Raw genomic sequence first — 18,139 nt, 5'->3', positions numbered from 1 at the left:
TGGCAAAAGCGCAGGACAGAGCGGTTCACCCGCCCTGTCCGTGGAATCGAACAGGCGGTGCGCAAAAGGCGAAACGGTCCTTTATGATGTTCACTCCAATGAGGGTTCAGGGGGGACCATGATCGGCACAGCTCAGCCCGGGAACGGCGGCGCGCCCCACACCGCCGCGGTCGGCCGTGCCGCCGACGCCGCCGCGAGTCTGCAGAAGGGGGACGGGGTCCGGCGCCTCGACCTCCACGGCGATCTGGGCCCGGACCTGCGACGAATCTGGCACATCGCCGATGACGACCCGCCGTCCCGCGTGGCCGCGATCGTGTTCCTGCGGCTCGAAGCCGTCCTCGACCGGTTGAACCGGTCGAAGCTCGAGACGATCGTCCGGACCGCGTACAACACGGGTACCCGCCCGCTCGCCGGCAACAAAGGCGATCGGTTGACGAGCCTGCCCGACGGCCCTTCGCCGCGGACGTGCGATCGGCGGCTGGAGCCGTTCCAGAGGCTGCTCGAGAAAAGCCTGGGCGGTCCCCAGCCGGAGCTCGACCCGGATGAACTCCGCCGGGCGGAACGCCGGTTCGAACCGCACGCGGCGGTCGCGGAATCCGACGCACGCGAAAGCAGCCCGACCTCGCTCAGCGTTCCACGGAGCGAGGTCGACCATTTCCTCCGCTCGTTCGCGGTCCATTCCTGGTGCGCGCCCGCCGGCCGGGACGGCGACGCGGTGACCGTCGCCCTCGGGGCGCGGGGGTCCTGGGTCTGCGTCTTCGACACCCCGGCCAGGTTGGCCGGCTACCGCGCGGCCACGGGAGCCCCGTGGCCGGCCGAGATCGTCCGCAAAGGACGCGAACTGGTGGGAACCGCCCTCCTCCGGCCCGAACCCGCCGGCATCCTCGTCAACCCGAGCGACCGGCGAGGTACCGGAACAGCCGAGTCGCTCGCCTTGCCCCCCTCCGTGCTCGCCGGGCTGATCACCGTCCGCTGACGACAAGGACCATCGACCAATGAACGGCTTCGAAGCCGATCCGATCCTGCTGCGCGCCGCCGCGAGCCGGGTCCGCGAGCTGGCGGGCGAGTCCGCCGGCCGAGCTGCCTTGCGGTATTCGGCGCGGCCGGAACTCGTCGGGGACGTGTTGCTGGCAACGGCGCTGAAGGACTTGCAACGGGCTTCGTCCGCCGCGGCCGAGGTGCTCCTGAGCGACGCCGACGGGCTCGGTGAACGGCTCGAGCTGGCCGCCCGTCGCTACGTGGATTACCAGGACGACGTCCGCGACCGGCTCGACCGGATCGCGCGCGGCCTCCGTGCGGCAGGCTGAGCGGGGCGGACATGACAGCGGACCAGACGTGGTCGATCGGGACGATCAAGCTGCTGCGGGACGAGGCGATCCGGCTCGCCGACATCGCGGCCATGCTCGACGAACTGGCTTCCGACCTGCGGTCGGTGGTGCCCGAAAGCTGGGCCGGCCGGGCGGCCAACGCCTACGTAGAGCTGCGGGACCGGCTGGTCAAGCAGTGCCTGACGGGCACGGCGGCTTACGAAGCGGCGGCCGGAGCCGCCGACGACTACGTCGAGATCCTCGCCGAGTTGGAAAGGCGGCGGCGCTACGAGACCGCGTCCGACGCCCTCGCCCGGCTGGAGCAGCAGCGGGTCGAGGCCGCCGGGCGCCTGGAAGCGGCGTGGCGGGCGGCAACGGAGGAGTTCGAGGCGATCCGCACGGTGTTGCCCGAGCCCGTCAGCCCGCAGGCGCGGCCGGTGACCAGGGCGCTGGCTGCCGGACACCAGGAGGTGCGCGTGCCCCGATTCGGAGATCCGCAGTACGTGCAGGACCTCTCCGACGCCGTCCTGGAGTACTTCGGGCGACCGGCCTGACCTGGAGTTGCTCCAGGCCGAAATCGCTGCGCACAAGGGCTTCGGCGGCGTTAGGTTGGACGCATGCGCTTCGGAATGTTCGTCCCGCAGGGCTGGCGGCTCGACCTCGCCGGCATCGATCCCGCGGACCACTGGAAGACCATGCTCGGCCTCGCGAAGCACGCGGAAGCCGGGCCCTTCGAATCGATCTGGGTCTACGACCACTTCCACACCGTGCCCGTCCCGACCGAGGAGGCCACGCACGAGGCCTGGTCGCTGATCTCGGCGTTCGCCGCCGCGACGGAGACCGTGCGGCTCGGGCAGATGTGCACCTGCATGGGGTACCGCAACCCGGCCTACCTCGCGAAGGTCGCCGCCACCGCCGACACGATCTCCGGCGGCCGCGTCGAGATGGGCATCGGCGCCGGCTGGTACGAGCACGAGTGGCGGGCCTACGGCTACGGCTTCCCGGGCGCCGGCGAGCGGCTCGGCCAGCTCGACGAGGGCGTGCAGATCATGCGCGACCTCTGGACGACGGGAACGTCCACACTGGACGGCAAGCACTACAAGACGGACGGTGCCATCCTGCGTCCGCTGCCGCCGCAGGACGGCGGCATCCCGCTGTGGATCGCCGGTGGCGGCGAGAAGAAGACGCTCAAGATCGCCGCGAAGTACGCGAAGTACACGAACTTCGCCGGCGACCCCGAGACGTTCACCCGCAAGTCGGAGATCCTGGCGCAGCACTGCAAGGACGTCGGGACCGACTTCGACGCGATCGTCCGCTCGGTCAACCACAACGTGGTCATCGGGGAGACGGAGAAGGACGTCCAGGACAAGCTGGCCTGGCTGAAGTCCCACCTCGACAAGTACGCGCCGGCGGACGCGGCGGAGCGGTGGCACGGCGTCTTCGTGAACAGCCCCACCACCGGCACGCCCGAGCAGGTCACCGAAAAGCTCGCCGCGCTGGGTGAGCTGGGCATGTCCTACGCGATCTTCAACTTCCCGGAAGCCGCGTACGACCGCTCCGGCATCGACCTGTTCACCGAGAAGGTCGCGCCCGCGCTGGCCTGACGTCCGGCGAGGTTGTCCACAGCCACGCCCGGATGTGGACAACCCGGCTCCTGCCACGGCTTTTCCCGGGTTTTGTCGGTGCCCCCCGATACGATGGAACCGGGGACGCCCCCCTGGGAGTGGCGGGGGCTGCCCGGGCCCCTTACGGCACCGCGGGACTGCCGCCGGTCTGCACGGGCAGGCCGGCGGCAGCCCAAGCGCGGAACCCGCCTTCGAGGTCCGTCGCGTTCGGCAACCCCAGCCGCTGCAGATCAGCGGCCGCCAAGCTCGACGAGTAACCCTCGTTGCACAAAACAACCACCGTCGAATCAGCCGTCACGCCAGGCAGCTTCCACTCGCTGTCCGGCGCCAGCCGCCACTCCAGGTGGATCCGCTCGACGACCACCGCGCCCGGGATCTCGCCCTCGGCCTCGCGGTTCCGATGCGGCCGGATGTCGACGAGCAGCGCACCCGCCTCCTGCAGCTCGAGGGCCCGCGAAGGCGCCACCCGGTCCAAGCCGGACCGCGCGGCGGACAGGAACGAATCGATGGCGCTCATCCGTGGACGATAGCGGGCAGCGGCGGGATCTCGGCCGGGACGTCGGCGAGCGTTTCGTACTCGCGCGTCGGGACCAGCGGCGGCGAGTACGCGTGGATGCTCGCCGCGGGCGCGTCGCCGATGCCGGTCACCTGGTGGGCGCGCCCCGCGCCGAAGCCGATGCCTTCGCCGGCGACGTGCGTGCGCCGCCGGATCGGGCCGCCGGGGTAGCGGTACTCCTCGCCCAGCTCGCCCTGCAGGACGGTGAACGAGCCGGACGCGCCGCCGTGGTCGTGCGGCTTGGTGTGCTGGCCGGGCAGCCACGACAGCAGCCACAGCTCGACGCCGTCGGTCAGCGCCAGCCGGGCCCACCAGCGGCGGTCCTCGTCGAACCGCAGGATGTCCTTGACGCTCGACGTCAGCTCGGTGGTCACGGTGGCGGTGAGGTCCGCCAGCTCACGCGGTGTCCACAACAGCCGCGAGGGGTGCAGCAGCTGGGGCAGCAGCGGGTCGGTCAGCTGCGGGTGGATCTCGACGGCGGGACGGACGAGGGAAGTGGTCAACGCGGGTGCTCCTCGGACGCGAAGGGAGATCAGGACGCGAGGTAGCGCGGCACCGCACGAAGGATCAGCGAAGCCGCGCCCGCGTACACCCGGCCGAAGCGACGAGGAGCAGGTCGATCGCACGACGGCGCCAGAACGAGCCCCGGGTGACCGGGGTGGCGTGCACGTCGGCTGACATGGTGGCGATCCTGCCACAACGGCGTGGCGCGCGGCACTTCCGGTGTGCGGCGTTCCACTTCGTGGACGCGCTCCGACCTGCCGGTTCGCCCTCTCACCCGGGCGGGTGCGCACGCGCGCGCGACGGCAGACAGAATGGGCCTCGTGAGCGAGCCGATCCAGCCCAGCGAACTTGACGACCTCGTGGTCCGGATGGCCGGTGTCGGCGTCCGCCGCGGGACCAACGACCTCCTCGCCGGCCTCGACTGGTCCGTGGAACTCGACGAGCGCTGGGTGGTGCTCGGCCCGAACGGCGCGGGCAAGACCACCCTGCTGCGCCTCGCCGCGGCCGAGCTGCACCCGACGACCGGCGAGGTCGACCTGCTCGGCGAGCGCATCGGCCGGGTCAACATCTTCGACCTGCGCCCGCGCATCGGCTTCACGTCGGCGGCGATCGCCCAGCGCGTGCCGGGCGACGAGCTCGTCAAGGACGTCGTGGTCAGCGCCGGCTACGCGGTGCTCGGCCGCTGGCGTGAGGAATACGACACCCTCGACACCGCCCGCGCGACCGAGCTGCTCGAAGCGATGGGCATCGGCAACCTGGCCGAGCGCACGTTCGGCACGCTGTCCGAGGGCGAGCGCAAGCGCGCGCTGATCGCCCGGTCGCTGATGACCGACCCGGAGCTGCTGCTGCTCGACGAGCCCGCCGCCGGGCTCGACCTGGGCGGCCGCGAAGACCTGGTCGCGCGGCTGTCCGACCTGGCGATGGACCCCGACGCGCCGGCCCTGGTGCTGGTCACCCACCACGTCGAGGAGATCCCGCCGGGGTTCACCCACGCGCTGCTCCTGCGCGACGGCCACGCCGTGGTCGCCGGCCTGGTCGACGACGTCATCACCAGCGAAAACCTGTCGAAGACGTTCGATCAGGACCTCGTGCTGGAGCGCTCCGGCGATCGCTTCTTCGCCCACCGTCGCTAAGGTGTGGCTTACCGACCGGTAGCCTGCTGGCACCCGTTCAACGAGGAGGAGTGACGTGGGAGAGTTCGTAACCCTCGAGGTCAAGGACGGGGTCGGCACGATCCGGCTGGACCGGCCGCCGGTCAACGCCCTGAACGCCCAGGTCACCGCCGAACTCGCGGAGCTGGCGAAGGAGGCCACCGAACGCGACGACGTCCGCGCGGTGATCCTCTACGGCGGCGAGAAGACCTTCGCGGGCGGCGCGGACATCAAGGAGATGGCCACCCGCACCTACCCGGAGATCGCCAAGTTCGGCGCGAACCTCACCGGCACCCTCGCGGCCATCGCGAACATCCCGAAGCCGGTCGTCGCGGCCATCACCGGGTACGCCCTCGGCGGCGGCCTCGAACTGGCGCTGACCGCGGACTGGCGCGTCGCCGGCGACAACGTCAAGGTCGGCCAGCCGGAGATCCAGCTCGGCGTCATCCCCGGCGCGGGCGGCACCCAGCGCCTGGCGCGGCTGATCGGGCCGAGCAAGACCAAGGACATCGTCTACACCGGACGGTTCGTCAAGGCCGAAGAGGCGCTGCGGCTGGGGATCGTGGACCAGGTCGTCGCGCCCGACGACGTCTACGCGGCCGCGCACAAGTGGGCGGCGCAGTTCGCCAATGGCCCGGCCGTGGCGCTGCGCGCGGCCAAGGCGGCCATCGACGGCGGTCTCGACGTGGACCTCCCGAACGCGCTCAAGCTCGAATCGCACCTGTTCGCCGCGCTGTGGGCGACCGAAGACCAGAAGAACGGCATGAAGTCGTTCATCGAAAACGGGCCCGGCAAGGCCACTTTCGAAGGGAAATGACGCCTTGACCGACGTGAACGACCCGGCCCCGAACCCGCACGCCACCGCGGAAGAGGTCCAGGCGGCCTACGCCGACCCGAAGCTCGCGAACGTGCTCTACCACGACTGGGAAGCCGGCACCTACGACGAGAAGTGGTCGATCTCGTACGACGAGCGCTGCATCTCCTACGCCACCGACGTGTTCAACGCCGTCGCGGGCGAGGACGGCCAGCCCTACCAGCACGCGATGGAGCTGGGCAGCGGCACCGGCTTCTTCCTGCTGAACCTGATGCAGGGCGGCGTCGCCAAGAAGGGCTCGGTCACCGACCTCTCGCCCGGCATGGTCCAGGTCGCGCTGCGCAACGCGGAAAAGCTCGGCCTCGACGTCGACGGCCGGGTCGCCGACGCCGAGCGGATCCCGTACGAGGACAACACGTTCGACCTCGTCGTCGGGCACGCGGTGCTGCACCACATCCCGGACGTCCAGGCGGCGTTCCGCGAGGTGCTGCGCGTGCTCAAGCCGGGCGGCCGGTTCGTCTTCGCGGGCGAGCCGACCAAGGTGGGCGACTTCTACGCGCGCAAGCTCGGCCAGTTCACGTGGTTCCTGACGACCCGCGTGACGAAACTGCCGGTGCTGAGCGGCTGGCGCCGCCCGCAGTCCGAATTGGACGAATCGTCCCGCGCGGCGGCCTTGGAGGCCGTGGTCGACATCCACACGTTCGACCCGTCGGAGCTGGAGTCGTGGGCTCGCGGCGCCGGCGCGCAGGACGTCCACGCGGTCACCGAGGAGTTCGCCGCGGCACTGGCCGGCTGGCCGATCCGGACGTTCGAAGCCGCCGTGCCGCAGGAGAAGCTGACCGTGCGCTGGCGCCTGTTCGCCTACCACCTGTGGCTGCGGCTGTCCGCTGTGGACAAGAAGGTGCTGTCGAAGATCCTGCCGCGCGAGCTGTTCTACAACGTGATGATCACCGGGACCAAGCGGCCGTCCTGAGTTGGGTTACCCGTTCAGCCTCGGCGACGTCGCCTACCTGCGCTCCGACGCGGGTGTGGCGGCGCTCGCCGAGGTTTCTTCGCTGCCGCTGGCCGACCGGATCGCTTCTGTCGCGGCCGTCCGTCGTCTGGTCGGCGAGGAGCACGCGGCCGCGGTGCTGGAAACCGTGCTGCTGCGCCGGAAAGCCGTGTCCAAAGTAGACGCCGATGGCTGGCTGTTCACTTCGGACGCGCTTCAGCAGGCGAGCGCCACGCCGGTCGCGCGCCACCGAGCGGCCCGGCTGGCGGGTCTCGACGTCCACGACGTCACGTGTTCCGTGGGCGCCGACCTCGTCGAAATCGCGCGGGTGGCGCGGCGCGCGCTCGGGTCCGATCTGGACTCCGTGCGGCTGGAAATGGCGCGGCACAACGGAACCGCGGCCGGTGTCGCGTTCGGACTCGTCCGCGCCGACGCGCTGCGTCCGGTCAGCCGCGCCGCGGTCGTCGTCGCGGATCCGGCCCGGCGGGATTCCGCCGGAAGGCGGGCCTGGAAACCCGCCGACTTCGCGCCACCCCTGGACGGCCTGGTCGAGGCCTACCCGGGGCGCGCGCTGTCGGTGAAGTGCGCGCCCGGTCTCGACTTCGCGCTCACGCCGTGGGCGGACGAGGTCGAACTGGTGTCCCTGGACGGCCAGGTTCGCGAATCCTGCCTCTGGCGCGGTCTCGGCGACGGCGTCACGCGGCGGGCGACCGTGCTGCGTTCGGACGGGACACAGTGGACGGTCACCGACGACGAACCGGACGAACTGCCCACCAGGGAACCGGGGGAGTGGATCGTCGACCCCGACGGCGCCGTCGTCCGGGCCGGCCTGGTCCGCCACTACGCGGCGCGGCACGGGTTGTGGCAGCTGGACGAACGCATCGCGTACCTGACCGGTGACACCCCGCCGCCGGGGGTGCGGGCGTTCCGCGTCCTCGAACACGGGCCGTACACCGAGAAGGCGCTGAAGGCCGTCCTCAAGAAGCACGACGTCGGACGGCTGGAAATCCTCGTGCGCGGTCTCGACGTCGACCCGGACGCGTTGCGGCGGCGGCTGAAACCCCGTGGTGGCGCCGAAGCTTCGGTGGTGCTGACGCGGATCGGGCGGTCACCGGTGGCGTTCCTCTGCCGCGCCGAAAGGTGAACGGAAACTTTCGAGGGGTGGAACTCCCGGTGAACGTGACGTAGGTTCCCCGGGTCGTCAAAGTTCCACTGGAGGGTTCGCCGTGTCCGGAAAATGGTCAAGTCTCGTCAAGCTCGCCGCCGCCGCGGCCATCGGCGCCACCGTCGCCTCGGGGGCGACCGCGCTCGCCGGGTCGGACGACGCGACCGCCGCCCGCTCGAAGGAGCCGGCCAACATCGGCCAGGTCAAGACCGACGTCAAGGCCTACTACGGCGACTACCTCGACGCCGCGGGCAAGCACCACTACTCCGAGACCAGCCGGTTCGCGAAGGACAGCAACCGCGTCGTCTCCGACGCCAAGCACTACCTGCAGCAGCAGCTGGGCCGCGTCAAGAACCCGGCGATCGTGCTCGACGTCGACGACACCTCCGAGATCACCTACGGCTGGGAGGCCGACAACGACTTCGGGTTCGACCTGGTCAAGCAGCAGCAGGCGATCGACAACGGCACGTTCGTCGCCAACAAGCCGGTGCTGGAGCTGGCCAACTGGGCCGTGCAGCACGGCGTCAAGCTGTACTTCCTGACCGGCCGCAACGAGCTGCAGGGCCCGCAGTCGCTGAAGAACCTGGCCAACGAGGGCTACCCGGCGCCGGCGGGCGCGTTCTTCAAGCCGAAGGTGACCGCGCCGGACTACCTGCCGTGCGGACTGACGTGCAACACCGTCCAGTACAAGTCGGGCACGCGGGCCCACATCGAGGCGACCGGCGCGAAGATCGTCCTCAACGTCGGTGACCAGTTCAGCGACCTCGAGGGCGGCCACGCGCTGCGCCCGGTCAAGCTGCCGAACCCGATGTACTACCTGCCCTGAGCCGGAATAACGGCCGGGCCCGGGGTGCTGCTCCTGGTACACGATTCTCTCGAGGAGCTGACATGCCGGAGAAGAAGGTGCTGGTCCCGGGCCCGGACCACCCGATCACCGTCGAGCCGACCAAGGCGCGCGTGGTGGTCAAGGCGGGCGGGCGCGTCATCGCGGACAGCCGCAACGCGTTCACGCTGCAGGAATCCACGTACCCGGCGGTCCAGTACATCCCGCTGGCCGACGTCGATTCGGCGGTGCTGGAGCGGACCGACCACGAGACGTACTGCCCGTACAAGGGCGAAGCGAGCTACTACTCGCTCAACGCGGGCGAGGTGAAGGGCGAGAACGCGGTCTGGACGTACGAGAAGCCGTACGACGCGGTCGCGCCGATCAAGGACCACGTCGCGTTCTACCCGAACGTCGTGGACTCGATCGAGCTGGTCGAGGACTGAGCTGGACCTCGACCTGCTGCGAACGTTCCTGGCCGTCCACCGGGCGGGTTCGCTGACGGGCGCGGCGCCGTCGCTGGGACTGTCCCAGCCGACGGTGACCGCGCAGGTCAGGGCCCTGGAGGAGGAGCTCGGGCAGCAGCTGTTCGTCCGCCGGGCGAGGGGCGTGACCCCGACCTCGGCGGCCGACGAGCTGGCCGCCCGCATCGCCCCGCACGTGGACGCGCTTTCCGCGGTTTCGCTGGGCCCGGCCGACCCGTTCGCGACACCGGTGCACTTGGCGGGGCCGGCCGAGCTGACGACGGTGCGGGTGCTGCCGGCGTTGTCGGGCCTGGTCTCGGCGGGGTTGCGGTTGCGGGTGACGTTCGGCCTGGCCGAGGACCTGCTGGCGGGCCTTTCGCAGCGCCGGTTCGACTTGGTGGTCTCGACGATCCGCCCCCGCGGCCGAGGCCTGACGGCAACCCCGCTGACGGACGAGGAGTTCGTGTTGGTGGGGCCGCGCGGTTTCACCGGCGACCCCCGTTCGGCGCCGTTGGTGGCTTACGCGGAGGACCTGCCGATCATCCGCCGCTATTGGCGATCGGTGCTGGGCGTGCGGCCACCGCCCGGGCCCGCGGTCGTCGTCCCGGATCTGCGTGGGGTGTTGGCGAGCGTGCTGGCCGGGTTCGGGGTGAGCGTGCTGCCGCGGTACTTGTGCGCGGCGGAGCTGGCCGCGGGTTCGCTGGTGGCGTTGCTCGAACCGGAGGAGCCACCGATCAACACGCTGTTCGTGGTGACCCGAGCGGAGCCCTGCCGGGCGGGGCCCGCGGCAGTACGGGACGCACTGCTCGCGGACGCCGCCCGCTGGTGAATCAAATGAGCCGCGCCGTGTATCCCGCCGATACCAGCCGGTCGTACGCTTCGCGCACCCGTTCCGGCATCTCCTGCGGGATCGCGAACCCCTTTTCGGCGTAGACGTCGATCCGCTGGGTGTCGCCGACGAGCATGGTGATGACGCGGTCGGCGTCCCCGATCGCCAAGACGTACTCGTCGAGCGGCAAAGCGAGCGACGCACAGGTGACGGTGACCTCCGGCCAGAGCTTCCGGCAGGTCGCGTAGGCGCGCCTTTGTTGGTACGGCCTTGAGATCAGGACGATCGAGCCGACCTCGATGTCGTGCTCGGCAAGTACTTTCCGCGTGAAAGTGATGTTCTCGCCGGTGTTCCGCGCGTGGGGTTCGACGAGGATCGCGTCCGGCGGCACGCCCGCTTCGATGGCGTGTTCGCGGTAGTGCACGGCTTCGCCGCGAGGGAACCGGTCGATCGTCGTCGGGGCGTTCGCGCCGGTGAACACGACGAGGGGGACCAAGCCGTTTTCGAAGAGCTCGACCGCGCAGGTGGCAACTCCGAGGTCGTGACTCCCGAGGCCGATACCCACGTCCGCGGGCCGCGGTTCGTGGTGCAGGTCGTGGTAGTCCCAGAGCGTTTCGACGTCCGCGCGAAGCGAGTCGGGCAGGGACGCGGTGCGCGCGGGCATCCACTCTCCGTCAGTCGGGGATTTTGAAGGTGTACGTCCACGAGAACTTGCCGGCGGCGTGCACTCCACGGGCGAACTCGACGACACGTCCGTCGCTGGTCAAGGTACGTCGGTGCAGGACCACGACCGGTTCTCCGGCCGGGAGGCGGAGCTGGTCGGCTTCATCGGGGGTGGGCATGCGCGCGTGAACGGTCTCGGTCATGGTGTCGGGCTCGAGCCCTTGAAGGGTGAGGATCAGGAACCCGCCGCCGCGACCGGCAGGGCCGGGCGCCGGATCGAGGAGGCGAGTGCCTTCGACATCGGCGGGCCGGTAGTAGCTGCTCAGCGTGTGGGTCGGCTGACCGGCATCCGTCACCAGCCGAGCACGCTCGTACACCGGCGAGCCCACCGCCACGCCGAGCGCCTCTGCGACCTCCGGGTCGGCTTCGACCCTGGTGACTGTCTGAGTTTGGTCTGTCGGCTTCCAGTCTCGGCCGGAAACTTCACGATCGGCGGCGAAGGCGACGACGTCGCCGTACTTCCACTTGCTTTTGGCGTACCGCTCCGTGCCCAGCCGCTTCAGCGGTGGCCGCGCGCGGACGACGGTGCCGCGCCTGCGGACCGGGGTGACCAGTCCCTCGGCCTCGAGGACGCCGATCGCCTTCCGGACGGTGTTGACGTTCACGCCGAACTCGGTGGCCAGCTCGTGTTGCTTGGGCAAGGTCGTGTCCGGCGCGTAGTCACCGCGCTGGATGGCATCTCGCAGGGTGCCTGCCAGTTCGCGGTAGCCGATGCTCACACGCCTTCTCCTTCACCCGCCGACGCGAATAACGCTATCTCTAGCGACCTGAGGCGGTCCGTCTGGCACGTTAGAGCTACTTCTATTGACCGAGCCCTTGAGGAGTGCGTAGAGCGTCGAGCCGAGGGGGGTGGAGGGCGATGGAGGCAACCAAGGCGTCGCGCTGGATGGGTGTGACGTGGAGAGTCCGCGCCGACGATTCGGTGTCGGTGGAGGAAACCGGTCCCGGGCGGGAGTGCCCGCCGGTGCTGGTGGTGGCTGGGGCGACCGCTGCGGTGTCGTTGGCGGTGCCTCACGCACGAGAAGAGTGGACAGGCTGTGTGGCGTTCCTTCTCCGGCTTCGGGACGGCGTCGAGGAACTCGCAGAGACTTTGGCGAGCCGTGCGGCTGATCCGGAGGACTGCGATGAGCGGCGCTGAGGAGCATTGGCCTCGGACAACTGCGTGAGGCTCACGTCGATGCCTGCGAGCGGATGCCGGCTCAGGCGGCGCCGGCGCAGGTCTGGGTGGAGTTCCGGCGAGCGAACGCGCGGATGTACCGCGCGATCGCCGATCTCGATCGCGGCCACCACCACGAGGCGCTGTACTGGTTCGGCCGGGAGCTTCGCGAGGTCGAGCGGCTCACCGCGAAGGCGGAGTGGAAATCCGACTACGGACGAGAAGGAGTACCTCCTCGGGCTTGAGCGCCGGGCGGGGCCCGCGGCAGTACGGGACGCACTGCTCGCGGACGCCGCCCGCTGGTGACTCAGCCCGTGTACCCGGCGAAGATCTTCGCGAACTCGTAGGGCGACTGCGGCACGTTGGTGCACTTGTAGAGCGCGCCGGTGCACGCGTTCGCGTCGCGGCCGGCCTCCCAGAACGACAGCATGCCCAGGTGGACCGTCTTCGCGAACGCCACAAGCGCCTTCGCGTCCTTCTGGTAGAAGATTTCGTTCTGCGAGTCGTTGACGCCGATCATCGGGGTCACGCCGACCTTCTTCCACGCCGCAGCGTCGCTCAGCCCGTACAGCGACTTCAGCTGCGCCTGCGTCGCCTTGGCCGCGGAAATCGCTTTCGCGCCCTGGTCGCCCGCGCCCTGGTAGTAGTCCATCGCCATGATGTTGACGAGGTCGAGGTTCACCCCGGCGTCCTTGGCCGACTTGACGACGTTGAGGCCGTCGGCGGTGAGCCCGCTCGGCAGCACCGGCAGCGTCAGCGAGATCTTCAGGCCGGGGTTGTTGTTCTGCAGCGTCTTCAGCGCCTGCGACCGGCGGGCGATCGTCGTCGGGTCGGCGATGGCCGCGCCTTCGATGTCGAAGTCGGCGTACTTGAGGCCGTACGCCTTGACGACGGCGTCGTACTCGGCGGCGACCTGTGCGGACGTACTGCACGCCTGCGCCAGTTCGATGCCGGACGCGCCGCCGAAGGAGATCTTGACGTCGCCGCCGCCGTTGCGGATCTTGGTGATCTCGTCCTTCTGCCAGGCCGTGCGCGGGTCGTAGGCGCCGAACCAGCTGGCTTTGCAGCCGTAGGAGTTGACGAAGGCGAGTGTGAAGCCCTTGATGCCGCTCGCGGCGGACATCCCGGACAAGCTGGGCGATGGCCACGCGCCCATGTCGACGTAGGGCCCGACGGGGATCGGCGACCCGGCGGCGGCCTCGGCGGGGCGCCGAGCCCGGTGCTCACGAGCGCGAGGCCGGCCAACCCGGCCAGCAGGGAACGAAGACGCATGGTGGAACCTCCACGACGACGAGCGCGGCGGCGGGGACTTCCTGACATGATTGGTATAGACCATTAATCTTGGTGTGGACCATCGGCCGAACGGGCTACCCCGGTGACGGGCGGTGACGCGCCTAGACTCCCGCTGGTGCTGATCACCACGGAACGGCTCACGCTGCACGAGTGGGCCGAGGAGTACTTCGACGACTTGTTCGCACTGGCCCAGCTCCCGGAGACGGTCCGGTACGTGGGCACGGGCGAGCCGTGGACCCGCGAGTACACGCTCGCCAAGCACCAGGCGACGCTGGCGCACTGGGCATCTCACGGGTTCGGCTGGTTCGCGGTATCGGCATCACCGGGCTCGTTCGACGGCGTGGTATCGCTGGTGAGCCGCAGCGCCACGGAGTCCGGCTTGGGGTCGCCGGCGGTGGAAATGGGCTGGTGGATCGCCCCATCGGGCTGGGGCCGCGGCTACGCGACGGAAGCGACGGCGGCGGTGCGCGACCACGTGTTTTCGTCCGGCTTCGCCGACCGGCTGCTGGCGGTGTACGAACCGGCGAACAAGGCGTCGGCGCGGGTGGTGGAGAAGCTGGGTTTTCAGCCGCACAGCAGGTTCACGCTGGAGGGTCGGGTCGAGCAGCGGGCGGTCCTGGACCGAGCTGTCCACAACCTCGGCTGATTGTGGACAGCTCGGGCGTTCGCCGTCCGAAAACGGGGTTTTGTCACAGGCCGCCGGTAGACTGGACCAAGGGACGCCCCCCAAGGGAAGGGCGGGGGGCGCCGCCGATCCAGCGGGCGCGGCCCACGGCGGGCTTGCCTACGAGTGCCCGGTTTCGGTGCCGGGGCGGATGGTCTGGAAATTCATCGAGGCTGGTGGCCGGTGGCAGCCCATCGCTCTCGGCTCTCCCGCACGGGTTCGCCGGGTGCCGATCCGGCCGGCCGACTCCCGCATTGCGCGCCACCGCCGGCGGATCCTGAGTATCAGCGCCGTCGTGAGGAAGAGCGCGATCGGGAACGCCCAAAGCAGCCACGGCCAGTAGCCAGTAGCGTCCCCAGGTCCCGTCCAAGGGGTGCGCGCACGACGCCTGAATCAGGCCGGCGCTGGAACCGCGACGTCGCCGATCCAGCGGTCCACCGCTTCCGCCAACCCCTCCTCATCCGCACCGGAAGTCACCCAAGCCACATGACCATCCGGCCGCAGCAACACCGCACCAACGTCCGAAATGGACGGACCCTCCGCGGCGACCACCTCAACCGCACCCGACCAACCCGCGAAAGCCCCGGCGAAGTCCACCAACACGAACCGCCCCGAACGCAGCAACGCAGCCAGATGCGTCTCCCGCCCATCCACCACCAACGGCACGTCCGGCGCCAACCGCCCCATCCAAGGGTGCCCACCCGGCTCGTAACACGCGTCCAACCCCGTGATGATCTCCGCCAGTGCCCGGTTCCCCGCCGGATGCACGGCCACCCGTCGCATCAAGTCGGCGAGCGGCTCGTCGCCAGCCTCCTCCAATGCCACCTGCGCCCGCGTGTTCGCCAAGATCCGCGACCCCGCCGCGTGCCGCTCGGTGTGGTACGTGTCCAGCAGGCCGGGAGGTGCCGTCCCCAGCACCGTCGCCGCCAGCTTCCAGCCCAGGTTGAACGCGTCGTCGAGGGCCACGTTCACCCCGATCGCCCCCGCCGGTGGGTGGATGTGTGCCGCGTCGCCTGCCAGGAGCACCCGGCCTTCGCGGTAGCTCGATGCCAAGCGCGCCGCGTCGCCGAAGCGGGTCAGCCAGCGCGGTGCGCGCAGCTCGACGTGGCGGCCCAGCACCTCGTCCACCTGCGCCTGGAGCCGTTCGAGTGTCACCGGCGCATACTTGTCGGCCGGCGGGTCGTCCTCGCGGACCACGATCCGCACGTACCCCGGCCTCGGAATCACGAACAGTGTGCGGCCGTCCGGTCCGGCCGAAACCCCGTACGGCAGCTCGCATTCGACGTCGCCGAGCAGCGCGTACCAGCGCGCGTCGACGCCCGGGAAGTCGATCCCCGCCTGCTTGCGGACCGTGCTGCGCCCGCCGTCGCACCCCACCAGGAACCGCGCCGTGATCGTGCGGCCGAATTGTCCATTGTGGACGACGCTGGAAACGCTTTCCGGCGACTGCGTGAACGACCGCAGCTCGTGCCCCCGCAGGATTTCGACGCCGAGGTCGGTGGCCCACCCCTCCAGCACCTCCTCGACGCGGGTCTGCGGGATCCCCAGCGAGAACGGGTGGTCGGTGGCCGCGCCGGCGAGCAGCAACGGTCCGGGCAGGCCGGTGGCCGGCGCGTGCGGAACCTGGTGCCCTTCGGCGACCAAACCCTCGGCCAGCCCGCGGCGGGCCAGCAGGTCCAGCGACCGCGAGTTGAGGTTGAAGCCGCGGCAATACGGTGGCCGTGAAGGATGGCGTTCGACGATGGTGGTCCGGACGCCCGCCAGTGCGAGCTCCGCGGCGACCAACAGGCCGGCGGGGCCGGCGCCGGCGACGAGGACGTCGGTTTCGAGCATTTCTGTTCCCCTCAGAAGTTTTCCGGCCACGGCAGCGAGCCGGCGCGGATTTCGGCGGCGGTGGCGCGGGCCCAGTCGAGCTCCGCCTGCCACGCGTGCCGGACGAACTCGACCTCGATCATGAACAGCCGCGGCGCGCCCTTGCCGACGGTTTCGTCGAGCGCGGTGTTCGCGCCGTCGATGCGCTCGGCGAGGTGGCGGGCGCGTTCCTCGAGCGCGTCGGCCGCGCGCTCCGGGCCGAGCGCGCCGAGGTAGCTCACCGCCGCGACGAACTTCGGGTACTCCGCGACCGGCTTGCGGACCAGCTCGTCCAGCCAGGCGACGAACTCCTGGCGCCCGAGCTCGGTGTGCGCGTAGACGGTCCGCTCCGGCCGGTTCCCCTCCCGGACCGTCTCGACGGGCTCGATCCAGCGGTGCTTCGCCAGCGACTCCACGGTGTCGTAAAGCGACCCCGGGTTGATCTTGAAGCTGCTGTCCTTGTAGCGCTCGCGCAGGGTGGACGCCATTTCGTACGGGTGCATCGGGCGTTCCAGCAGCAAGCCCAGCAGGGCCAGCGCGAGCGTGTTGCGGATCTTGCGTGGTGGCACTAGTCGCTCCCTATTACTCGGAACCGACTATACGAGGTTCGTCAAGTCAGGTTGGCGACGCAGGTGTGCAGCAGGTCCGCCAGGTAGCGCCGCTGATCGCGCGACAAGGTGCCGAGCATTTCCTCCTCGGCCTCGGCGACCAGCTCGTCGGCCGAGCGCAGCTTCGTGCGCCCGGACGCGGTCAGGGCCACCGGTCGCGCCCGGCCCGTGCTCGCCTGCTCGGCGACGGTGACCAGGCCTGCCGACCGCAGTCCGCCCAAGACGTCCCGCAGCGACTGGCGCGTCACGAACGTGATCCGCGCGAGTTCGGCCGACGACGCTCCGGGGTGCTCGTCGAGTGCGCGCAGCACGGCGTACTGCGACATCGACAGCTCCAGCGGTCGCAGGCGGTCGGTGCAGGCCTGGTTCAGCGCCTGCTGGGCGCGTTTGAGCAGGTAGCCGGGCCGGTAGCCGGTCGGGGCTTGACTCATGACAGGAACCTTACACATACTGGGCATGTAAGGAACCTGACATGGGAGGAACCATGGCGACCACGACGATCGACCCGGACGCGAACCTGGCGACCCTGATCAACGTCTTCACCGTCGACCCCGCGCACCAGCAGGAGCTGGTCGAGGTGCTGGTCACGGCGACCGAAGACGTGATGCGGCACCGGCCCGGCTTCGTCGCGGCCAACATCCACGCCGGCGTCGAGGGCACCCGCGTCGTCAACTACGCCCAGTGGGAGAGCGCGGACGCGTTCCGCGCGATGCTCGCCGCCCCGGAGTGCCAGGAGCACATGAAGGCGGCGCTGGCGCTCGCGAAGGCCAATCCGCAGCTGTACACCGTCGAGTCGGTGCACCACATCTGACGTCAGCGCACGTCGAGCGCGGTCACCCCGGAGACGTACCGGCCGCCCTTGACGTCGCCCAGCGGGACGAGCCGCGGCAGGTCGAGCGGCACCCCGTCCTCCACTGTGGACAACAGGAGCGGACGCCCGCCGGTCCGCTCCTCGGCGAGTGTGACGGCGGCGCCGTAGCCGTCCGAGCCGACGGCGACCACGGCCGTATCCGCGCGCGGCACCACGCCGGCGATCCGCAGCACGAGCGCCAGCGATGGCCCGGTCTCCGTGTGCGTCTGCTGCCCGGTCCCCGACGCGAACGACGCCGTCACCGTCCGGGACGGCAGGTGCGCCAGCAGCGCCGGCGGCAGCGTGACCGATCGGCGCCCGGTCGTGATCCGCAGCGCGCGCCCGGCGGTCGTCGCGGCGGAAACGGCGACCCGCACCCGCCGGACGTCCCGGACGCTGCGGCTGCGGTCCCGATCACCCGGGACGACCAGGTCGATCCCGTGGTCCGTGGTCAGCACCGCGGGGTGGTTCCCGAACGCCGGATCCAGCTCCGCCAGCGCGAACGTCACCGCTCGGTGCGCCGATCCGGTCACGGTCACCGTCACGCGCAGCGCGGTGTTCTTCCCGGGCGGCAGCACCGGCGCCGCGGCGGCGACGAGCGTGTTCAGGTCGCCGCCGAGCGCCTTCAGCTGCGAAGCGGTGTACGACGCCGGGGCGGCGACGGCGCCGTCGACCGAGACGGTCCGGGTCGACGCGTCCGCCGGGGCGACGGTCCCCGCCAGCAACGCGGCGGACAGGGCGAGCACGCGGAGCAGCATCCGGCCT

24 protein-coding genes are annotated in these 18,139 nt (G+C 70.3%); 15 read left to right on the top strand and 9 right to left on the bottom strand.

The window, feature by feature from the left end; all coding sequences use genetic code 11:
* The first annotated feature begins 118 nt into the window (after window positions 1–118).
* The 4 genes from ACIQWX_RS43115 (at window position 119) to ACIQWX_RS43100 (ending at window position 2,911) form a co-directional block, all read left to right on the top strand.
* Window positions 119–976 carry a hypothetical protein gene (locus tag ACIQWX_RS43115; protein WP_400884172.1) on the top strand — a complete coding sequence of 286 codons (858 nt, stop codon included), beginning with the start codon at window positions 119–121 and terminating at the stop codon, window positions 974–976.
* 19 nt (window positions 977–995) lie between these two features.
* Window positions 996–1,307 carry a hypothetical protein gene (locus tag ACIQWX_RS43110; RefSeq protein ID WP_400884171.1) on the top strand — a complete coding sequence of 104 codons (312 nt, stop codon included), beginning with the start codon at window positions 996–998 and terminating at the stop codon, window positions 1,305–1,307.
* A gap of 11 nt (window positions 1,308–1,318) precedes the next feature.
* Window positions 1,319–1,861, top strand: coding sequence for a putative T7SS-secreted protein (locus ACIQWX_RS43105; protein ID WP_400884170.1), 543 nt, complete (start codon window positions 1,319–1,321; stop codon window positions 1,859–1,861).
* A gap of 63 nt (window positions 1,862–1,924) precedes the next feature.
* Window positions 1,925–2,911 carry an LLM class F420-dependent oxidoreductase gene (locus tag ACIQWX_RS43100; RefSeq protein WP_400884168.1) on the top strand — a complete coding sequence of 329 codons (987 nt, stop codon included), beginning with the start codon at window positions 1,925–1,927 and terminating at the stop codon, window positions 2,909–2,911.
* Between the two features lie 142 nt (window positions 2,912–3,053).
* Here ACIQWX_RS43100 and ACIQWX_RS43095 read toward each other — a convergent pair whose 3' ends face one another.
* The gene (locus ACIQWX_RS43095; RefSeq protein ID WP_400884167.1) at window positions 3,054–3,449 is read right to left on the bottom strand and encodes a rhodanese-like domain-containing protein; all 396 of its coding nucleotides are present in this window, start codon (window positions 3,447–3,449) and stop codon (window positions 3,054–3,056) included.
* Window positions 3,446–3,991: a cysteine dioxygenase gene (locus ACIQWX_RS43090; RefSeq protein WP_400884166.1), complete on the bottom strand. Its 546-nt coding sequence runs from the start codon at window positions 3,989–3,991 to the stop codon at window positions 3,446–3,448. Before ACIQWX_RS43090 ends, ACIQWX_RS43095 begins: the two co-directional genes overlap by 4 nt.
* A gap of 312 nt (window positions 3,992–4,303) precedes the next feature.
* Between ACIQWX_RS43090 and ACIQWX_RS43085 the strand changes: the two genes are divergently transcribed.
* From ACIQWX_RS43085 to ACIQWX_RS43055, 7 genes are all read left to right on the top strand, one after another.
* Entirely contained in the window at window positions 4,304–5,125 is an 822-nt protein-coding gene (locus tag ACIQWX_RS43085; protein WP_400884164.1) for an ABC transporter ATP-binding protein, read from the top strand.
* Window positions 5,126–5,180: 55 nt separating this feature from the next.
* Window positions 5,181–5,960 (top strand): enoyl-CoA hydratase/isomerase family protein, encoded by a 780-nt coding sequence (locus ACIQWX_RS43080; protein ID WP_400884162.1) that lies wholly within the window; start codon window positions 5,181–5,183, stop codon window positions 5,958–5,960.
* A 4-nt stretch (window positions 5,961–5,964) separates the two neighbouring features.
* The gene (locus tag ACIQWX_RS43075) at window positions 5,965–6,930 is read left to right on the top strand and encodes a class I SAM-dependent methyltransferase (RefSeq protein ID WP_354808154.1); all 966 of its coding nucleotides are present in this window, start codon (window positions 5,965–5,967) and stop codon (window positions 6,928–6,930) included.
* Window position 6,931: 1 nt separating this feature from the next.
* Window positions 6,932–8,092, top strand: a complete 1,161-nt coding sequence (locus ACIQWX_RS43070) for a class I SAM-dependent methyltransferase (RefSeq protein WP_400884160.1) — start codon at window positions 6,932–6,934, stop codon at window positions 8,090–8,092.
* 82 nt (window positions 8,093–8,174) lie between these two features.
* Window positions 8,175–8,939 carry an HAD family acid phosphatase gene (locus tag ACIQWX_RS43065; RefSeq protein ID WP_400884158.1) on the top strand — a complete coding sequence of 255 codons (765 nt, stop codon included), beginning with the start codon at window positions 8,175–8,177 and terminating at the stop codon, window positions 8,937–8,939.
* A gap of 62 nt (window positions 8,940–9,001) precedes the next feature.
* Window positions 9,002–9,382 carry a DUF427 domain-containing protein gene (locus tag ACIQWX_RS43060; protein ID WP_400884156.1) on the top strand — a complete coding sequence of 127 codons (381 nt, stop codon included), beginning with the start codon at window positions 9,002–9,004 and terminating at the stop codon, window positions 9,380–9,382.
* A 1-nt stretch (window position 9,383) separates the two neighbouring features.
* Complete coding sequence (locus ACIQWX_RS43055) at window positions 9,384–10,229, top strand: LysR family transcriptional regulator (RefSeq protein WP_400884352.1); 846 nt, start codon at window positions 9,384–9,386, stop codon at window positions 10,227–10,229.
* A 1-nt stretch (window position 10,230) separates the two neighbouring features.
* Here the strand turns inward: ACIQWX_RS43055 and ACIQWX_RS43050 are convergent, their stop codons facing one another.
* Window positions 10,231–10,893: a YdcF family protein gene (locus ACIQWX_RS43050; RefSeq protein ID WP_400884155.1), complete on the bottom strand. Its 663-nt coding sequence runs from the start codon at window positions 10,891–10,893 to the stop codon at window positions 10,231–10,233.
* Window positions 10,894–10,903: 10 nt separating this feature from the next.
* The gene (locus ACIQWX_RS43045; RefSeq protein WP_400884153.1) at window positions 10,904–11,671 is read right to left on the bottom strand and encodes a GntR family transcriptional regulator; all 768 of its coding nucleotides are present in this window, start codon (window positions 11,669–11,671) and stop codon (window positions 10,904–10,906) included.
* Between the two features lie 140 nt (window positions 11,672–11,811).
* Here ACIQWX_RS43045 and ACIQWX_RS43040 point away from each other — a divergent pair, with 140 nt between their 5' ends.
* Entirely contained in the window at window positions 11,812–12,090 is a 279-nt protein-coding gene (locus ACIQWX_RS43040; protein ID WP_400884151.1) for a hypothetical protein, read from the top strand.
* Complete coding sequence (locus tag ACIQWX_RS43035; protein WP_400884351.1) at window positions 12,087–12,353, top strand: AMED_5909 family protein; 267 nt, start codon at window positions 12,087–12,089, stop codon at window positions 12,351–12,353. The genes ACIQWX_RS43040 and ACIQWX_RS43035 overlap by 4 nt, the downstream gene beginning before the upstream one ends.
* 62 nt (window positions 12,354–12,415) lie before the next feature.
* Here the strand turns inward: ACIQWX_RS43035 and ACIQWX_RS43030 are convergent, their stop codons facing one another.
* The gene (locus ACIQWX_RS43030; RefSeq protein WP_400884149.1) at window positions 12,416–13,231 is read right to left on the bottom strand and encodes a chitinase; all 816 of its coding nucleotides are present in this window, start codon (window positions 13,229–13,231) and stop codon (window positions 12,416–12,418) included.
* Between the two features lie 285 nt (window positions 13,232–13,516).
* Here ACIQWX_RS43030 and ACIQWX_RS43025 point away from each other — a divergent pair, with 285 nt between their 5' ends.
* Window positions 13,517–14,047, top strand: coding sequence for a GNAT family N-acetyltransferase (locus tag ACIQWX_RS43025; protein WP_400884148.1), 531 nt, complete (start codon window positions 13,517–13,519; stop codon window positions 14,045–14,047).
* 411 nt (window positions 14,048–14,458) lie between these two features.
* Here the strand turns inward: ACIQWX_RS43025 and ACIQWX_RS43020 are convergent, their stop codons facing one another.
* From ACIQWX_RS43020 to ACIQWX_RS43010, 3 genes are read right to left on the bottom strand one after another with little or no spacing between them, the layout of a single operon-like run.
* Window positions 14,459–15,898: an FAD-dependent monooxygenase gene (locus tag ACIQWX_RS43020; protein WP_400884147.1), complete on the bottom strand. Its 1,440-nt coding sequence runs from the start codon at window positions 15,896–15,898 to the stop codon at window positions 14,459–14,461.
* A gap of 11 nt (window positions 15,899–15,909) precedes the next feature.
* On the bottom strand, window positions 15,910–16,485 hold the full coding sequence (locus ACIQWX_RS43015) for a PadR family transcriptional regulator (protein WP_400884145.1): 576 nt from the start codon (window positions 16,483–16,485) through the stop codon (window positions 15,910–15,912).
* A gap of 41 nt (window positions 16,486–16,526) precedes the next feature.
* Window positions 16,527–16,955 carry a MarR family winged helix-turn-helix transcriptional regulator gene (locus ACIQWX_RS43010; protein ID WP_400884143.1) on the bottom strand — a complete coding sequence of 143 codons (429 nt, stop codon included), beginning with the start codon at window positions 16,953–16,955 and terminating at the stop codon, window positions 16,527–16,529.
* A 41-nt stretch (window positions 16,956–16,996) separates the two neighbouring features.
* Between ACIQWX_RS43010 and ACIQWX_RS43005 the strand changes: the two genes are divergently transcribed.
* Window positions 16,997–17,335 carry an antibiotic biosynthesis monooxygenase family protein gene (locus tag ACIQWX_RS43005; protein WP_400884142.1) on the top strand — a complete coding sequence of 113 codons (339 nt, stop codon included), beginning with the start codon at window positions 16,997–16,999 and terminating at the stop codon, window positions 17,333–17,335.
* 2 nt (window positions 17,336–17,337) lie between these two features.
* On the opposite strand, the gene ACIQWX_RS43000 is transcribed toward ACIQWX_RS43005, so the two are convergent.
* The gene (locus ACIQWX_RS43000) at window positions 17,338–18,132 is read right to left on the bottom strand and encodes a hypothetical protein (protein WP_400884141.1); all 795 of its coding nucleotides are present in this window, start codon (window positions 18,130–18,132) and stop codon (window positions 17,338–17,340) included.
* Between the last annotated feature and the right edge of the window lie 7 nt (window positions 18,133–18,139).

Source organism: Amycolatopsis sp. NPDC098790, from assembly GCF_044759945.1.
GTDB lineage: Bacteria > Actinomycetota > Actinomycetes > Mycobacteriales > Pseudonocardiaceae > Amycolatopsis.
The sequence above is the reverse complement of the archived record's forward strand: the minus strand, read 5'-3'. Positions and strand labels throughout refer to the sequence as shown.